This window comes from Fluviicola sp., assembly GCF_029266855.1.
In the GTDB taxonomy this organism is placed as follows: Bacteria; Bacteroidota; Bacteroidia; order Flavobacteriales_D; family Crocinitomicaceae; genus Fluviicola.
Genome location: NZ_JAQSWB010000002.1, coordinates 706,233 through 721,077, shown reverse-complemented (window position 1 = coordinate 721,077; position 14,845 = coordinate 706,233). Strand labels below are relative to the sequence as shown.

The following is a 14,845-nucleotide window of genomic DNA, read 5'->3' as shown; positions in this document are numbered from 1 at the left end:
TTTAACGATTGTTACGACTCCGGTAGCCGGAATTACATCTTTGGATGCAATTACTTTACAAGCTACAGGAACAGGTACTTACCAATGGATTAATTGTTCAGGGCAAATAATTGCCGGAGAAACAAATGCCAGCTTTACGGCAACTTCCAATGATTCTTATGCTGTGATCGTTACAAACGGTTCATGCAGTGATACATCAAACTGTGTGGTTATCGACCAGGTTGGATTAGACGAAAACAAGACTTCATTTGAAGTTACGTTGACTCCGAATCCGACACGGGACTATGTGATGGTTACCTTTACAGGTACGAACGAAGCTTCCATTGTTATCTACGATGCAAAAGGAAAAATCGTGATGACTGTTGACCATGCTCAAACCGGGGAAGTGCTTTCAGTTGAAGCCTTTGAAAGAGGAGTTTACCTGGTGAACATCCTAACAACGTCAGGTAATCATACCCAACGATTGGTGAAACAATAGTTGACCCATTAATAAATAAAAAAGCGGCGGTCAAATGACCGCCGCTTTTTTATTTTACAAAACTTCAAACCGACCAATCAAAATATAATTTCATGAATCCCTGTTTTTCACCAGCGAAGTGATGAACAAAGACAAATAAGCCTAATTTAGCAAGGTCATGTCAAATAAAAAAACTTCTCCTGTTAAGCAGTCATCACATAAAGTGCCTGTTTCTGTTCCATTAGTTGATAATTCCCGTCTGATACAACGCAGACTTTTCTGGCTTTTAAGCTTTGCTGCCTTCTTCCTATTCAGTTCAACCATCCAGCATGGATTTGTATTGGATGATCTGGCAGTCATTCAAAACAACCGCTTTGTACATGAAGGTTTTGGCGGAATCCCTGATCTATTTTCCACTTTTTACTGGAAGGGATTCTGGGATGCTAATGCAGGCCTATACCGTCCTTTATCCATGATCATGTTCGCTATTGAATGGGCATTTTCACCTGATAATCCTCAAATACATCATTTCGTCAATGTTCTTTTATATGCCCTAACAATCGGCTTACTTTTCAAACTCCTATTGAAATTGCTTCCAGGTTATTCCGTGTGGGTTTCCTTTGCGATCACTCTTATTTTCATGGTCCATCCAAGCCATACTGAAGTAGTAGCCAATATTAAAAGCCGGGATGAGATCCTCTGTTTTTTATTCTTCCTGCTCACCTTTTTCAGCTTATTAAAAGCAAGACCCGGGAAACCGATCGACGCAATAAAAACAGCACTTTTATTCTTTGCCTGTTTATTATCAAAGGAAGCGGGAATCATGTATCTGCCGATTTTCGGACTTTACTTTTGGATGGTAAAAAAAGAAGCTGTTGGTTCAGTTCTAAAAAAATTACTGCCATTAATACTCATCACAGGCGGCTGGTTAATCCTGCACCAGATGGTGATTCATTCCGATCCCACCCCACCCATTCATTATACTTATCACGATAATTCCCTGGTTTCATGTGAAGGCAGTTCACGCTATGCCACCGGAATCGGCATTTTAGGTCGTTATATTTTGGAAAGCATCGTTCCTTACAACCTGAGTTATGATTATTCCTACAATCAACTCCCTTGTTTAAGCTTTGCTTCCCTTCCCGTAATCGGTACCCTGTTGGTTCTCGCCTTATCCACTATACTTGTTGTCAAAACTCGTAAAACAAAGCCTGAAATCGCATTTGGAATCCTGTTTTTCTTCATTTCAATAACTTTGGTAAGCAACATTTTCTCATTGATCGGGACAACTTATGCCAACCGATTAATTTATGCGCCATCCTTAGGAATCATTATGGCATTTGTTATTGCGGTATTTAGCTTATTCAAGGTTCAGCAAACCGAAAAGTGGCAATCGGCCGGAGTTTTATTTTCAGTACTTGCAAGCGTTATTTTTAGTGTTCAAACCATTCAACGCAATAAAGCCTGGGAATCCAACTCAACGCTTTTCACCGCTGATGTTCAAAACAGCCCCAACAGCGCGCGCGTTCATTTCAATTACGGAGTGCTGAAAATGGACACCGATCAACTTGATTCCATAAGCGCACAACAACAATTACTTCTTGCCAGCTCAAGTTTCAAAAAAGCCATTTCAATTGACTCACTGGATGCCGGGTCCTATACCAATCTAGGAGTTACCTGTTATCGATTGAAACAATATGAGCAGTCCATTCATTATACAAACAAAGCCATTGAACTTAACCCATATGATCTTTCACTTTATGGTAACCTGGGAGATGCCCACTTCATAGTAAAAGATTATGATCGCGCAATTAAGGCTTTAAAGAAAGGTGTTACGGACAAAAACGCCACCTCCACCAATTACAAAAACTATGGTATTTCCTTATTCAATTTAAAACGTTACAAAGAAGCTATTACTGTATTCAAAAAAGGAGCTCAGAAGTTTCCGGATGATATAGAAATGGCTTCCAACTTAGGTAATTCATATGGTGCTGCCAATAATTATGAAGAGGCCGGCAAAGTATTTGAAACTATCTATACCAAAGACCCTTCAAATATGAATGTCTTACGGCTAATGCTTATATCCTACGAACAAGCAGGAAATAAAGAAAAAGTGGAACAATACAGTCCTTTCTTTAAATAATTGAGATTCATTCCGAATACTAAAACATGTTTATTATAGTTAAAGAGAGGCTTATTTTGAGCTCTCTCTTTTTTTATTTAATTCGTTTCCAGTATCTTCGATAAAAGCAGAACTATGAATACCATTGCCTATTTTGAAATTCAATCATCCGATCCAATACGGGACAAAACATTCTACGAATCATTGTTCGGGTGGAAATTTATAAAGGAAGAACTCGTCCCAATCGAATATTACCGGATAGAAACAGAAAACATGTACGGCGGATTATTAAAACGTCCGGCAAAAACCCCACCCAAGGAATTTGGAACGAATGCCTTTACCTGTTCTATTCAGGTAAGCAGTTTCGATCAAACTGCAGATTTGATATTAAAATTAGGTGGACAGGTCGCAATCCCCAAATTTGCAATTCCGGGAAGATGCTGGCAAGGATACTTCATCGATTTGGATCATAATACATTTGGGATTTTTGAAGTGGATGAAAATGCAAAATAAAAAGAGAGGAATTAATTAAAATTCCCCTCTTTGCTTTGTTTAACTGTACTCAAAAAATCATTTGATTTAGCTGGCGATTAATTTCAATAAGCGCAAGTGCATTTGGATCAAGGTCAAATTTTGCAAGGCAATTTTTGTTGTGTTTGATTCCAGATCAATAGAACTAATCTCAAATACCAGGTCTTTTTGTGCCGGATATGCCACGGCCAACCTTCCGTTCACCTGGTTGATAAGCTTACAAATATTTCCCCATTTGCTTTTCACCGGTTCATTCATAATCCGAGACATTGCCTCTTCTTTTGGTAATTTGCCGTAAGCCTGATCCTCTGTCATTCCACTGTATTCAGACTTAGTCAATCGGGTTGAACTCCTGATAATGATCGATTTCAAATCAATAATTTCCCGATTCAACTTAATCACTTGTTTCTGTAGTGCAATTACATCCTGGTGATTTACTGATGCAATTACCGGCTGATCCATCTTATCCACCTCCTCATTCAACAGGCGGTATGCTTGCTGAGAAGACTCTTCTGCTTTCGTCGAGTAGCCCAAATTGTACATCGCAAATAACAATCCACCGCAGGCCATCATCAAAACGGAATTTACAGTTGTGTTAAATCGCAGATCTGCTCGTCTGACCCGTGAGAAAAAATAGATGGGCACATACACGAAGATAAAAGCCACCAGGCCTGACAGCATCATGATGCCAGCTCCAGGCCACTGCATCAGTCTGAAGAGGAACCCTAAGGAAGTAACGATTCCGACTAAGAATCCAAAACTCAAAACCAACTTATCCGTTTTAGACCCTTCATCTCTGAATTTAAGGGCGATCATTAGTGGGAGAAAGATCAAACTAAAAATAATTATTCCCAAGACGAAACTGGCTCCGGCTCCCGACATGTGAAGGGCTTTTAAAACTGACCCCATCAGGGTAAAACCAGCTGCTAAAAGTCCTGAAATATTTACTGTTTTTTTCATGGCGTAAAAATGTTTGAAGGTTAATAACAATTCTGTTTCCTCTTGAATTTCACGCAAGTTGTCGCTAAAAAAACGAGGTAAGAGCCTTTGAAAGAACTGGTCAAAGTTGTCTGTTTCGGACATTTCATTCTCAATAATACAGCACATGTGATCCAGGAGGTTCCTTTGCAGATCTTCAATAGTAACCCCATGCGCTTCGATTTCCCGAAGAATAAAATCAACTTGCTCGTCTGAAACTCTAACCATTTCCAGTTCTTGGCTCTAAATCCAACAGAAACTTCATGGTATTCATAAAGTCTACCAACTCGTTTACCTTCTCTTTGGCCGTCGACTGCCCTTTTTCAGTGAGCGTGTAATACTTCCGTACACGTTTACCTATAAACACCTCTTCCGTTTGCAATTCGCCTTGTGACTCAAGCGCATGCAATGTCGGATAAAGTGCTCCTTCGGTAATTTGAATTTTCTCAGCTGTGAGATCTTTGACGCGTTGTGTAATTTCATAACCGTACATTCTGCCGTTGTCCTTGAGCAGATTGAGAACGATTGTTTTAAGCGTACCTTTTAAAAGTTCTGATGAATACATAGGACAAATATACATAAGAATGTTATGTATGCAAATTTTTACATAAGAAAGTTAGGTATTGATTTAGATAAAATTAATAAACAAATGACTATCAGTATTTTAAAAATATAAGCTGGAAGAAAAAAATCAACAAGAAAAATATTTTCCTCCTTTGCACAAATCAACTTTTTCACTAAATTAAATAGGAAAACACTATTTTATGGGAGCGAAAAAGAAACATGTTTTTGATCATCGAACAAATAGAAATGCGGAATTGGGCTTGGTAATATCTGCTTCTGCACGAATACAAATTTTAGGATATCTGGATAACTACCAGATAATGAATATTCCAATGTTGGAGCAATTTATTCCTTTGCATAAGAAGACTCTTAATCATCACGTAAGCTTAATAGAGCGGAGTGGTTTGATCAGGGGACACTATATTGGGAACACCTATTTCTGGTCGAAGAATGAACAAATGCTGGACGAGTGGGATAAAATTCGCTGGTCTTTTACTTTCCAGGGATAAGTGTAAGATTATCCACCATTTACCATGGTAATAATGTCTGATAATATTATTTATGGGTGTATTAATACCCAAACTGCATTCATTACATATTTCCTTCCCTTTAGTACATTCATCTGAGCACCACTTTAAATCTATCCAAAAAAGCATTCACTTTGCAACAAAAAAAATGAAACAACAGTTTACTTGCGCTGCACTATTCTCCATTACATTCTCCTTATTCGCGCTATTCTCTTCTTATGCCCAGGAAACAAAATCCGAAACCATACAATCAACTTCGAAGATTCAATTAAAACCCTTCGATGGTATAATCGTAGCAGGTTATATTGATAAAGGTGCTTTCTTAAATTTCACCGGTCCAAATATCAGTTTCACCCACAAAAGTTCCAAAATCATCCTTGGAATGCTGCCTTCTCTGCGTTACAAAGAAGATCATGGCGTGTTTAAGAATTCACCTGTTACTCCTAACCTGGGAGTTGGTCTTACGTATTGTTACAAAAAGATCGCCATCCAGGTTCCGCTTTATTATAATGCAAAAACAGCAACAGCCAATGGAAGATGGAACTTGGGAATCGGGATCGGAATGCGCCTGAAGTAAGAAAAAGTGAGCGTTTTTGGTTTCGAATTGCCTCGGTATTCCTACCGCTGAAACAATTCTTTATTTGGATTTGAGTTTGAATCCGTAATTTTACTCGGCTTTAAGCTTACAAACAAATGGAACAAAAACTCCTTGATTACTTTTCAAGAATTCTTCCACTCACCAGGGAAGAAATTGATGGGATTGTAGCAACATTAACCATCAGAAAGTATCCGAAAGGAACCGTTCTGTTAAAGGAAGGAGACATTTCGTCTGAAACCTACTTTGTTTTGGACGGCTGTGTGCGACAATACTACCTCATCGAAGGGGAAGAAAAAACCAATAATTTCTTTACCGAAGAACAATGGGTCATCTCCATGCAAAGTATGACCAACAGTATCCCGTCGAAACACTTTTTAGAATGCGTGGATGCATGTACTTTGGTTGTTGGAAATAGGGAAAAAGAAGAGCAGCTTTACCGGCAATTTCCAAAGTTAGAAACCATTTCACGCAAAGTCATGGAAAAAGTATTTGCAGAGCAACAGGAACTTTCAGGATCGTATTTTACAGACTCACCGGAAGAGCGCTATTTGAACCTGATGCGGACAAGACCTGTCTTACTGCAAAAAGTACCTCAATACATTATTGCAAGTTATGTTGGTGTTAAACCGGAATCCCTCAGCAGAATACGGAAGCGGCTTACTTTGAAATAAATTCTCAGGCATCCGGAGTAACTTTAAGCGCTACATTTCCTTTTTTATGTCCCAAATCCACGTATTCATGCGCTTCAGCAATTTGATTTAAAGAAAACGTGCGATCCAGAACGGGTTGAAATTTTTCCTGTTCAATCAATCCCTTAATGAAGGTCATGGATTCCACTGATTCTTTGATTAATCCTGTCAGAACTTTTCTTCCGGACATTCGTGCAAATCCTGAACGTAATAATTGAGGAAATCCGGCCGCCCCAAGGATTAATACACCATCTTTTTTAAGATGTCGGATGCTTTGTGCAAAGGATAGTTTATTCACAGCTTCATAGATCACATCGTATTTCTCATTGTGTACAGATAGATCTTCCTGCTGATAATTAATCACTTTATCTGCTCCGATCTCTTTCATCAGTTCCATATTTGCACCACTGCAAACGGCAGTTACTTCCGCTCCAAAGGTCTTTGCCAATTGAACAGCCGAAGAACCAACTGCTCCGGAAGCGCCGTAAATCAACACTTTTTGTCCGGCTTTAATTTTTGCCTTTTGAATAAAATGCAAAGCAGTCATTGCTCCAAAAGGAATGATCGCAGCTTCGGTATGACTTAAAGATTCAGGCTTTGGAACTAAAACAGCTCTTTCTTTGAGAGTTTTAAATTCAGCATAAGCACCAAATTCCATTCCTGTGGAACCAAAAACGGAATCTCCCACTTTGAATTGTGTGACTGCTTGTCCAATTTCTACTACTTCTCCGGAAAAAACACCTCCAAGGATTGATTTCCTCGGCTTGGAAAACCCAAAAAACAAGCGCACAGCCCAGGGATCTGCCTTTCTAATCCGCACATCTCCGGAATTCACTGCCGATGCGTGAATTCGAATCAATAATTCATCTGCCTGGGGTAAAGGTTTTGGAACATCCACCATTTTTAAGACTTCGGGACTTCCATACGCTGTACAATAAACCGCTTTCATGTTTGATCTGATTTTTATTTAACACAAAAGTATTGCAGTCCTTCCCGGAATTCATTGACTTAAGTTAAGAAATTGGTTTAACGCATTTCCTGCATGGTTTCTGAGTCAAAAGGTCCGTCAACAGGCTCCCATAATTCGATCTTATTGCCTTCAGGATCTAAAACATGTACGAACTTACCGTAATCGTAGCTTACAATATTATCGCAGATCACGGTTCCCATGGTTTGTAAATGCACCACCAGGCTCTCGATCCCTTCTACCCGGAAATTGATCATTGCCCGCTGACTTTCTTCACCAAAGTAATCTGTTGTTTCCGGAAAGGTTCCCAACTGCAAATAAGCTGTAGGGTGCGAATTCCCATTAAAAGCAAACAACACACCGTAATCGTTTGGGTTCAATCCCAGTGCTTCTTTGTACCATTTTTTCATGGCTTTCTCATCTTTACATTTGAAGAAAATTCCTCCAATTCCAATTGCTCTTCCCATAATTTCGAAAAAATCAAATATGATAAATTAAACTTCCAATTCCAATAGGTTATTTCGAAATAAACTACTTTTAGATTATGGCTAAGAAAGCAATTGTTATCGGATCCGGAATTGCAGGAATTGCCAGCGCTATCCGTTTAATAAAAAAAGGATATTCCGTTTCCGTTTTCGAGGCTAATCACTATGCCGGTGGGAAACTGACTACAATTCAATTGGGCGATTATCGCTTTGATGCCGGACCTTCGCTTTTCACCCTTCCCTATTTGGTCGACGAATTATTTGAAACATCCGGGAAAGATCCCAGGGCTTATTTCAACTATCAGCAACTGGAAATGCTTTGTCATTATTTCTATGAAGACGGGATCGTTCTCCATGCTTATGCTGATCAGAAGAAATTACTCGAGGAGATTGAAACCAAGCTGAAAGTAGATTCCAAGCCCTTGAAAGAATACCTGGAGCACAGTTCTTATTTATTCGAGCGGACCAAACATTCCTTTTTAGAAAAATCATTGCATAAATTCAGTTCTTACATTTCGCTGGATATTTTGAAAACGGTAGCTTCCATCCGGAAACTGAATTTATTTGAAAGCATGCACGAGGTTAATCAGGTTCGGCTGAATCATCCGAAACTCGTTCAACTCTTCGACCGGTACGCCACATATAATGGTTCCAATCCATATAAAGCCCCCGGAGTACTCAACAGTATTCCACATCTTGAATTTGGGATCGGGTCCTATTTTCCCGAAAAGGGAATGCATCATATTTTGGAAGCATGTATGAAGCTGGCTGAAGAACTTGGTATTACGTTCCACTTCAATGAGCGTGTAAAAAGCATTCAATTGCAGAATCGAAAGGTTATAGGGATTGAAACCGAAAAAGAAAGCTACCCGGCTGAACTTGTCATTAGTAATTGTGATGTGAAACAAAGCTACAATCAATTAATTCCCGATCAAAAAGCACCGAAACAAACTATGAACCAGGAACCAAGCAGTTCTGCGCTCATTTTCTATTGGGGAATCAAAAAAACTTTCCCGACTCTTGATGTACACAATATCCTTTTCAGCTCCAATTACCAGGAGGAATTTAAAGCCATTTTTGATGAAAACATGGTAAGCAGTGACCCGACAGTCTATATACACATTTCTTCGAAATTGGTCCCGGCTGATGCTCCCGCAGGAAAAGAAAACTGGTTTGTAATGGTAAATGTTCCCAGCGACCGGGGTCAGGATTGGGAAAAACTTCGTTTGAAAATCCGACAGGCATGTATTGAAAAGATCAACCGAATTCTGAAAACAGATCTGGAACCATTGATCGAAGAAGAGGATTATTTGGATCCCGTTCGCATTTCAGAGCGCACGAATAGTTTTGCAGGAGCACTCTACGGAGCAAGTTCAAATGACAGGATGGCTGCATTTTTCCGCCACCCCAATTTCTCAAAAATAAAAGGGCTGTATTTCGCCGGTGGCAGTGTACATCCGGGAGGTGGGATTCCTTTGTGCCTGCTTTCTGCAAAGATTACAACGGAACTGATTCATTGAGAACAGCGTTAGCTTCGTAAAGCTGCATTAATTCAAAAACAATTAATATCTTTTTATCTTAGTTAGTATATTAATTGATTGGGAATGGCTTATAACGAAGTTACTGCACAACGAATTCGGGCGTGTCTTTTACAGAGATCCGTCGATTTTGAGGAAAAGAAAATGTTCATGGGCATATGTTTCATGGTTGACGAAAAAATGCTCTGCTGCACACACAGTGATAAAATCACGAATGAAGACCTGCTGCTTTGCAGGGTAAGCGACGAAGATTTTTCAGAACTCATCGAACAAAACTATGTCGAACCGATGATTATGGGAGAACGGAAAATGAAGAACTACCTGCTTGTTTCCGAACCCGGATTTGAAAAACAGGAAAACCTCCAGGTTTGGATCGACCGTTGTCTCAAATACAATCCAACAGCAAAAAAATCCAAGAAAAGCAAGTAAATTCTGCGCTCAACAGTTAATGAACTTGAAAAAGCGCAGTTCACTCTATTCCCCCAGAAAATTTAGAACAAGCGTATTAAAGGTGTCAGGCTGATCAAAACTCATAAAGTGCCCTGCATTTTGAATGGTTCCGGTTTGAACATTCGTAAGCCATTTCTCCGCTTTATTCAGACACCGTTGATTATTTATAATGTCCTTATCACCAATCAATACCAAAACCGGCATTCCTAAAGTCTCCACAGATTTCCGGGAATAGGGAGTCATATTAAAAATATGCGGGGAAATATTTTCCTTTGTTGTACCTAATAAATATTGGTCCAGGTATACTTCACTTATATTTGTGCTTCTCGCTGATAATCCCGATAATATATTTCCTAAATTCTTTTTATTCGGAGAAATGCTATAAGTGACATTACTCAATATGGCAGAATTGGGTGGAATCCAGGTAAATGTTTGGGCAGGACTCACCAACACAAGTTTCTTTACTTTTTCAGGTTTATTTAAAGTAATTGCCATTGCAAGCCATCCACCGCGAGAATACCCGAGTAAGTAAAATGAATCTAATCCGAGTTTCGAAAATATTTCATCATACCAGTCTGTGATTTGCTCTTTACTCAAATATCCCTTATTGCAAGTCGATTTTCCCGGCTCCAATAAAAAATCAATCGCATAGACGCGATAGTTTTTAGCCAGTGTTTTCATATTCGGATACCACATGGTAGAACTGGCGTTCATTCCGTGAAGTAAAACAAGCGGAGGATTTCCCTGTTTTCCACAAACCAACACGTGAGCATTCCCAAATTGAGTTGGTATATCCTTTTCACTGATCGCTGTTTTAAATAATGACAGGGTTTTGTTATAAGCATTCACATAATCACTTAGTGAGTCATTGTAATTAAACTCATAATTTCCAGGTGAATCTGCCAATGCAGAGATTTTTCTTTTTCCTTTTAATCTTCCTTTTTCGTTTACTTCCGATTTTTCATTCACTTTCTCACCCTTATTCGAGCAAAAAGAGAGAAGTGGTATCAATAAAGACGTGGCAATAACAAATCCTAACGTACGCATCATAAAAGCAAATATTTTATCTAATTTACCCGAAAAAATTGTGAACGCAACAAATAATCAAAAAGCGGTTGATTTATTCAACAAACTGGCTGATACTTACCAGCAGCGCTTCTTTTCAGTAGAACTGTACAGTGAATCACTGCTCCAATTTTCAGCGCAATTGAAAGAAGGCGCTTCTGTTCTGGATGTTGCATGTGGTCCAGGTAACATCAGTCATTTTTTATTGAATCGCAGACCCGATTTAAAACTGCTGGGAATCGACCTGGCTCCAAATATGATACAACTGGCACGTATAAATAATCCGACAGCTGAATTTACAGTTTATAATGCGATGGAGATCGATCAACTGGATTCAAATTTTGATGCCATTATCGTTGGTTTTTTATTCCCTTACCTCTCAATAGATCAGGTTAAGTCGTTTCTTCAAAAAGTGTATCAGAAACTAAGCGAAAACGGGGTTCTTTATTTGAGTACAATGGAAGATCTGTATGAAAATTCCCGCCTAAAAGCTTCAAGTACGGGTGAGCAGTTAATGATGCATTATTACGAAGCCGGATTTTTGGTTCAGCTTCTGGAACAAATTGGGTTTCAAATTCTCTCAAAACAAGTTCAGCCCTACCCTGTTTCTGAAACCGAAACAGATACGGATCTGATTCTGATCGCAAAGAAACAAGCCCTTAAAAAACACTGAGCCAGCCGTAATACTGACTGACTCAATGAAGGTTAACGAAAAGCTTATGCTTATCTATTTTGGATAACATAAGAAGAACTTTTTGACAAGTCTATTTCATTACGAACGACATCCTCCAGTGTTTCCCTTTTCCGGATCAACTGAGGAATTCCTTCTTTAATATAGACTTCGGCCGGTCTTAAACGCGAGTTATATTGATTACTCATACTGAAGCCATAAGCTCCGGCATTATAAATCGCCAGTACATCCCCAACCTTTGCTTCCGAAATCGGACGATCATAAGCAAAGGTATCTGTCTCACAGATATAACCAACTACAGAATACAATTTTTTATGTCCGTCGGGATTTGAAATATTTTCAATCCGGTGATATGCATTGTAGAACATGGGACGAATGAGGTGGTTTTGACCGCTGTTCACCCCAAGAAAAACAGTGGAAGTAGTTTGTTTCACAACATTTACCGAAACCAGCAGCACACCGCTTTCACTCACCAGGAACTTTCCGGGTTCAAACCACAATTCAAGTTCTCTGCCATACTCTTTGCAGAAATTTTGGAAGGATTCTCCGATCTTGGTTCCTATTTCTTCAATCGGTGTTACGAAATCCCCCTCCTGATAAGCGACTTTAAAGCCCGAACCGAAGTCCATGAACTCCAATTCCGTGAAATAACCAGCGGCCTGGTATAACAACTCAGCACCCTGTAAAAACACATCTGCGTCTACAATATCGCTTCCGGTATGCATGTGCAAACCAACAATATGCAGCTTGTAATGCTCCACAATCCGCTGTATATGTCTCAACTGATGGATTGAGATTCCAAATTTAGAATCAATATGGCCCACAGAAATGTTTGCATGACCACCGGCTAAAATATGCGGATTTATCCGGATACAAACCGGGACACTTGCCCCGTAAACCATTCCGAAATGTTCCAGCACACTCAGATTATCAATATTAATCATTACACCTAAAGCAACCGCCTCTTCTATTTCAGAAAAAGCCACTCCGTTTGGTGTATACATAATTTCACCAGCCTCAAAACCTGCTCTCAAGCCCAACTGTACCTCCTCGATCGAAACAGCATCCAAACCCGCGCCTTCTTCCTTTAATGTTTTCAGCACATTGATATTACTTAATGCTTTCATGGCATAATGTAATTTCACCTCCTGTGGACCAAAAGCATTTTTCAAACGATTGTATTGTGAAATGATTTTTGCTTCGTCGTACACGTAAACAGGAGTTCCATATTCGTTAGCTACAGATTCTAAGAGTTTTGAGTTCATTTTATTATTACTTTTCAGAGGACAAAATTAGATATAAATATTTATTTCACAAAGTTTTTGTTTTAACACAATATGTTTAAAATAAAACAATGTTATTTTGAACGAATGTCCTGTTAATTTGTATTCACGCTAAAACCCAATTCTATGAAAAAACACATTATAAACCTATTAGTAATCCTCGGACCCTTCATATCTCTTGCTCAGAATATGAATGAGCAGGTTCTGAAAACAGAAATCAAACGAGTCAAGCTATTTCTTACTGCGGGTGAAATGACTCACGAGACACCTGTTAAACTGACAAAGGGACGAAACAAAATCATCTTCTCAGGAATATCGGCATTTGCAGATCCGCGGACCATCCAATTTAGCGGATCAGGTACATTTCGACTGGTATCAATTTCAACTGAAATGGATTTTTTGGCTGCCGAACAATGGAATCCAAGAATTAAAGTATTAGCCGATTCACTCGAACAATTAAAAGACCGTCACCAGCTGAATGTAGATCTGTTAAGTTCTTACCAGGCTGAGCTCGGGATTTTGAATACAAATAAGGATTTAAAAGGTCAGAATACTTTGACGATCGATCAAATAAAAGCTGCAGGAGAATACTACCGTACACGCACTTTTGAGATCAATAAAACAGTCACCAAAATCCGAAAAGAACAAGAAGTACTATCAGCTAAAATAAGTGATACCCGCTTCAAATTAACGGAATTGAATTACACAGAAAATCAACGAAGTAACCAGGTTATCGTATTGATCGATGCAGATAACAATACCGACATTTCGGGAGTTTTGAAATACTTGGTTTCCGATTGCGGTTGGGCAGCAACTTACGACTTATCTGCTACCGATCTGAATCAGCCGATCAATCTGAAGTACAAAGCACAAGTTTACAACAATACGGGGAACGAGTGGAAGAACGTTGCATTAACTTTGAGTACCTCAGACCCTTTACTCAGCGCAGCTTCTCCTGTCTTGAACCCATTTTATTTAAGATACGGTGAACAAGCAGATTACAGCAAAAAATCTTATGTTCAGCCTATACAGCAAAAAACAGAATTCCGCAATGAGGTCATGAACGAAATCAACATGGCTAACCAGCGTGCGTATGATAACTATGTATTGGATCAGAAGGTAAGCGAAAACGGAGAGTACTTTCAGTCAGACAGAGCGGGAAGCAAAAATGAAGGTAAAAAAGTAAGCACTGTTGCTATGAAACAAATCGAGATCTCTGATTTGAACGTAGATTTCCCGATCGCTCACCCATTCTCCTGTCCAACAGATGCAAAACCATACATCGTTGAGATCAAAGAGATCAATATGCCTGCAACCTTCACTCACGTTTCCATTCCGAAACTGGACCATGGATCTTTCTTACTGGCAAATATTGTAGGCTGGCAGGACCTGGATTTGATTCCGGGACCAACTAACGTCTATTTTGCAGGTAATTATGTTGGTGTAAGCGAGATCAATACGAATAATGTAGATGATACCCTAAGCCTTTCATTCGGGCGTGATTCAAAGATCCAGGTATTGCGAAAACTGAGATCAGAAATGAGTACCAAGAAAATTTCAGGAAGTACGAAAAAAGACACTTACTATTATGACATCCAGCTTCGAAACAACAGAACTGTTCCGGTTAAAATCAACGTATTCGACCAAATTCCTTTGTCACGAGACAGTGAAATATCGGTTACCGTTGAAACCATTGGAAGCGGTAAAAAAGATGATGTCACCGGAGAAGTTTCTTACACTGTAACAATTCAACCAGGCGAAACTGTCAACCTGGAACTGGGTTATTCAGTCAAATATCCAAAAAATTCAAAAGTCGTCACGCGGACTTTCAAAACAATCAGCAGTCCGAGTTTTTAATTCGAAGCAATGAGCTGAAACCGGAGAGCCCTGACTTTTATTG

The 14,845-nt window shown here is 39.2% G+C and carries 16 protein-coding genes; 10 read left to right on the top strand and 6 right to left on the bottom strand.

The genetic code is table 11. The features are described from left to right. From K0S23_RS08575 to K0S23_RS08565, 3 genes are all read left to right on the top strand, one after another. Positions 1-478 (top strand): T9SS type A sorting domain-containing protein (locus K0S23_RS08575; protein ID WP_300356182.1); only part of this gene is annotated, 478 nt, incomplete at its 5' end. Between the two features lie 157 nt (positions 479-635). After that, positions 636-2,600, top strand: a complete 1,965-nt coding sequence (locus K0S23_RS08570) for a tetratricopeptide repeat protein (protein ID WP_300356180.1) — start codon at positions 636-638, stop codon at positions 2,598-2,600. Between the two features lie 114 nt (positions 2,601-2,714). After that, positions 2,715-3,092: a VOC family protein gene (locus K0S23_RS08565; protein WP_300356178.1), complete on the top strand. Its 378-nt coding sequence runs from the start codon at positions 2,715-2,717 to the stop codon at positions 3,090-3,092. Positions 3,093-3,158: 66 nt separating this feature from the next. Here the strand turns inward: K0S23_RS08565 and K0S23_RS08560 are convergent, their stop codons facing one another. Together K0S23_RS08560 and K0S23_RS08555 are read right to left on the bottom strand one after the other, a co-directional pair. Further along, positions 3,159-4,316: a hypothetical protein gene (locus K0S23_RS08560; protein ID WP_300356176.1), complete on the bottom strand. Its 1,158-nt coding sequence runs from the start codon at positions 4,314-4,316 to the stop codon at positions 3,159-3,161. Then, positions 4,309-4,653, bottom strand: a complete 345-nt coding sequence (locus K0S23_RS08555; protein WP_300356174.1) for a PadR family transcriptional regulator — start codon at positions 4,651-4,653, stop codon at positions 4,309-4,311. Before K0S23_RS08555 ends, K0S23_RS08560 begins: the two co-directional genes overlap by 8 nt. 199 nt (positions 4,654-4,852) lie before the next feature. Here K0S23_RS08555 and K0S23_RS08550 point away from each other — a divergent pair, with 199 nt between their 5' ends. The 3 genes from K0S23_RS08550 to K0S23_RS08540 all read left to right on the top strand — a co-directional run bounded on the left by K0S23_RS08550 (position 4,853) and on the right by K0S23_RS08540 (position 6,448). Further along, on the top strand, positions 4,853-5,161 hold the full coding sequence (locus K0S23_RS08550) for a helix-turn-helix transcriptional regulator (RefSeq protein ID WP_300356172.1): 309 nt from the start codon (positions 4,853-4,855) through the stop codon (positions 5,159-5,161). 166 nt (positions 5,162-5,327) lie between these two features. After that, positions 5,328-5,756 (top strand): hypothetical protein, encoded by a 429-nt coding sequence (locus K0S23_RS08545; RefSeq protein ID WP_300356170.1) that lies wholly within the window; start codon positions 5,328-5,330, stop codon positions 5,754-5,756. 116 nt (positions 5,757-5,872) lie between these two features. Beyond that, positions 5,873-6,448, top strand: coding sequence for a Crp/Fnr family transcriptional regulator (locus K0S23_RS08540; protein ID WP_300356168.1), 576 nt, complete (start codon positions 5,873-5,875; stop codon positions 6,446-6,448). 4 nt (positions 6,449-6,452) lie between these two features. Here the strand turns inward: K0S23_RS08540 and K0S23_RS08535 are convergent, their stop codons facing one another. Then, positions 6,453-7,415: an NAD(P)-dependent alcohol dehydrogenase gene (locus K0S23_RS08535; protein ID WP_300356166.1), complete on the bottom strand. Its 963-nt coding sequence runs from the start codon at positions 7,413-7,415 to the stop codon at positions 6,453-6,455. A gap of 77 nt (positions 7,416-7,492) precedes the next feature. Beyond that, positions 7,493-7,900: a VOC family protein gene (locus tag K0S23_RS08530; protein ID WP_300356164.1), complete on the bottom strand. Its 408-nt coding sequence runs from the start codon at positions 7,898-7,900 to the stop codon at positions 7,493-7,495. 77 nt (positions 7,901-7,977) lie between these two features. On the opposite strand from K0S23_RS08530, the gene crtD reads away from it, so the two are divergent. Together crtD and K0S23_RS08520 are read left to right on the top strand one after the other, a co-directional pair. Next, positions 7,978-9,438 carry a 1-hydroxycarotenoid 3,4-desaturase CrtD gene (gene crtD / locus K0S23_RS08525; RefSeq protein WP_300356162.1) on the top strand — a complete coding sequence of 487 codons (1,461 nt, stop codon included), beginning with the start codon at positions 7,978-7,980 and terminating at the stop codon, positions 9,436-9,438. 84 nt (positions 9,439-9,522) lie between these two features. Then, on the top strand, positions 9,523-9,885 hold the full coding sequence (locus tag K0S23_RS08520; RefSeq protein WP_300356160.1) for a TfoX/Sxy family protein: 363 nt from the start codon (positions 9,523-9,525) through the stop codon (positions 9,883-9,885). 45 nt (positions 9,886-9,930) lie between these two features. Here the strand turns inward: K0S23_RS08520 and K0S23_RS08515 are convergent, their stop codons facing one another. Next, entirely contained in the window at positions 9,931-10,956 is a 1,026-nt protein-coding gene (locus K0S23_RS08515) for an alpha/beta hydrolase (RefSeq protein ID WP_300356158.1), read from the bottom strand. A gap of 37 nt (positions 10,957-10,993) precedes the next feature. Between K0S23_RS08515 and K0S23_RS08510 the strand changes: the two genes are divergently transcribed. Next, the gene (locus K0S23_RS08510) at positions 10,994-11,644 is read left to right on the top strand and encodes a class I SAM-dependent methyltransferase (protein ID WP_300356156.1); all 651 of its coding nucleotides are present in this window, start codon (positions 10,994-10,996) and stop codon (positions 11,642-11,644) included. Between the two features lie 50 nt (positions 11,645-11,694). On the opposite strand, the gene lysA is transcribed toward K0S23_RS08510, so the two are convergent. Then, positions 11,695-12,927, bottom strand: a complete 1,233-nt coding sequence (gene lysA, locus K0S23_RS08505) for a diaminopimelate decarboxylase (RefSeq protein ID WP_300356154.1) — start codon at positions 12,925-12,927, stop codon at positions 11,695-11,697. A gap of 144 nt (positions 12,928-13,071) precedes the next feature. Between lysA and K0S23_RS08500 the strand changes: the two genes are divergently transcribed. Beyond that, complete coding sequence (locus K0S23_RS08500; protein ID WP_300356152.1) at positions 13,072-14,802, top strand: DUF4139 domain-containing protein; 1,731 nt, start codon at positions 13,072-13,074, stop codon at positions 14,800-14,802. Positions 14,803-14,845 lie beyond the last annotated feature (43 nt).

Bases quoted from the DNA above. Each gene is read 5' to 3' on its own strand.
- K0S23_RS08570 (WP_300356180.1), top strand. From the start codon at position 636: ATGTCAAATAAAAAAACTTCTCCTGTTAAGCAGTCATCACATAAAGTG.
- K0S23_RS08565 (WP_300356178.1), top strand. From the start codon at position 2,715: ATGAATACCATTGCCTATTTTGAAATTCAATCATCCGATCCAATACGG.
- K0S23_RS08560 (WP_300356176.1), bottom strand. From the start codon at position 4,316: ATGGTTAGAGTTTCAGACGAGCAAGTTGATTTTATTCTTCGGGAAATC.
- K0S23_RS08555 (WP_300356174.1), bottom strand. From the start codon at position 4,653: ATGTATTCATCAGAACTTTTAAAAGGTACGCTTAAAACAATCGTTCTC.
- K0S23_RS08550 (WP_300356172.1), top strand. From the start codon at position 4,853: ATGGGAGCGAAAAAGAAACATGTTTTTGATCATCGAACAAATAGAAAT.
- K0S23_RS08545 (WP_300356170.1), top strand. From the start codon at position 5,328: ATGAAACAACAGTTTACTTGCGCTGCACTATTCTCCATTACATTCTCC.
- K0S23_RS08540 (WP_300356168.1), top strand. From the start codon at position 5,873: ATGGAACAAAAACTCCTTGATTACTTTTCAAGAATTCTTCCACTCACC.
- K0S23_RS08535 (WP_300356166.1), bottom strand. From the start codon at position 7,415: ATGAAAGCGGTTTATTGTACAGCGTATGGAAGTCCCGAAGTCTTAAAA.
- K0S23_RS08530 (WP_300356164.1), bottom strand. From the start codon at position 7,900: ATGGGAAGAGCAATTGGAATTGGAGGAATTTTCTTCAAATGTAAAGAT.
- crtD (WP_300356162.1), top strand. From the start codon at position 7,978: ATGGCTAAGAAAGCAATTGTTATCGGATCCGGAATTGCAGGAATTGCC.
- K0S23_RS08520 (WP_300356160.1), top strand. From the start codon at position 9,523: ATGGCTTATAACGAAGTTACTGCACAACGAATTCGGGCGTGTCTTTTA.
- K0S23_RS08515 (WP_300356158.1), bottom strand. From the start codon at position 10,956: ATGATGCGTACGTTAGGATTTGTTATTGCCACGTCTTTATTGATACCA.
- lysA (WP_300356154.1), bottom strand. From the start codon at position 12,927: ATGAACTCAAAACTCTTAGAATCTGTAGCTAACGAATATGGAACTCCT.
- K0S23_RS08500 (WP_300356152.1), top strand. From the start codon at position 13,072: ATGAAAAAACACATTATAAACCTATTAGTAATCCTCGGACCCTTCATA.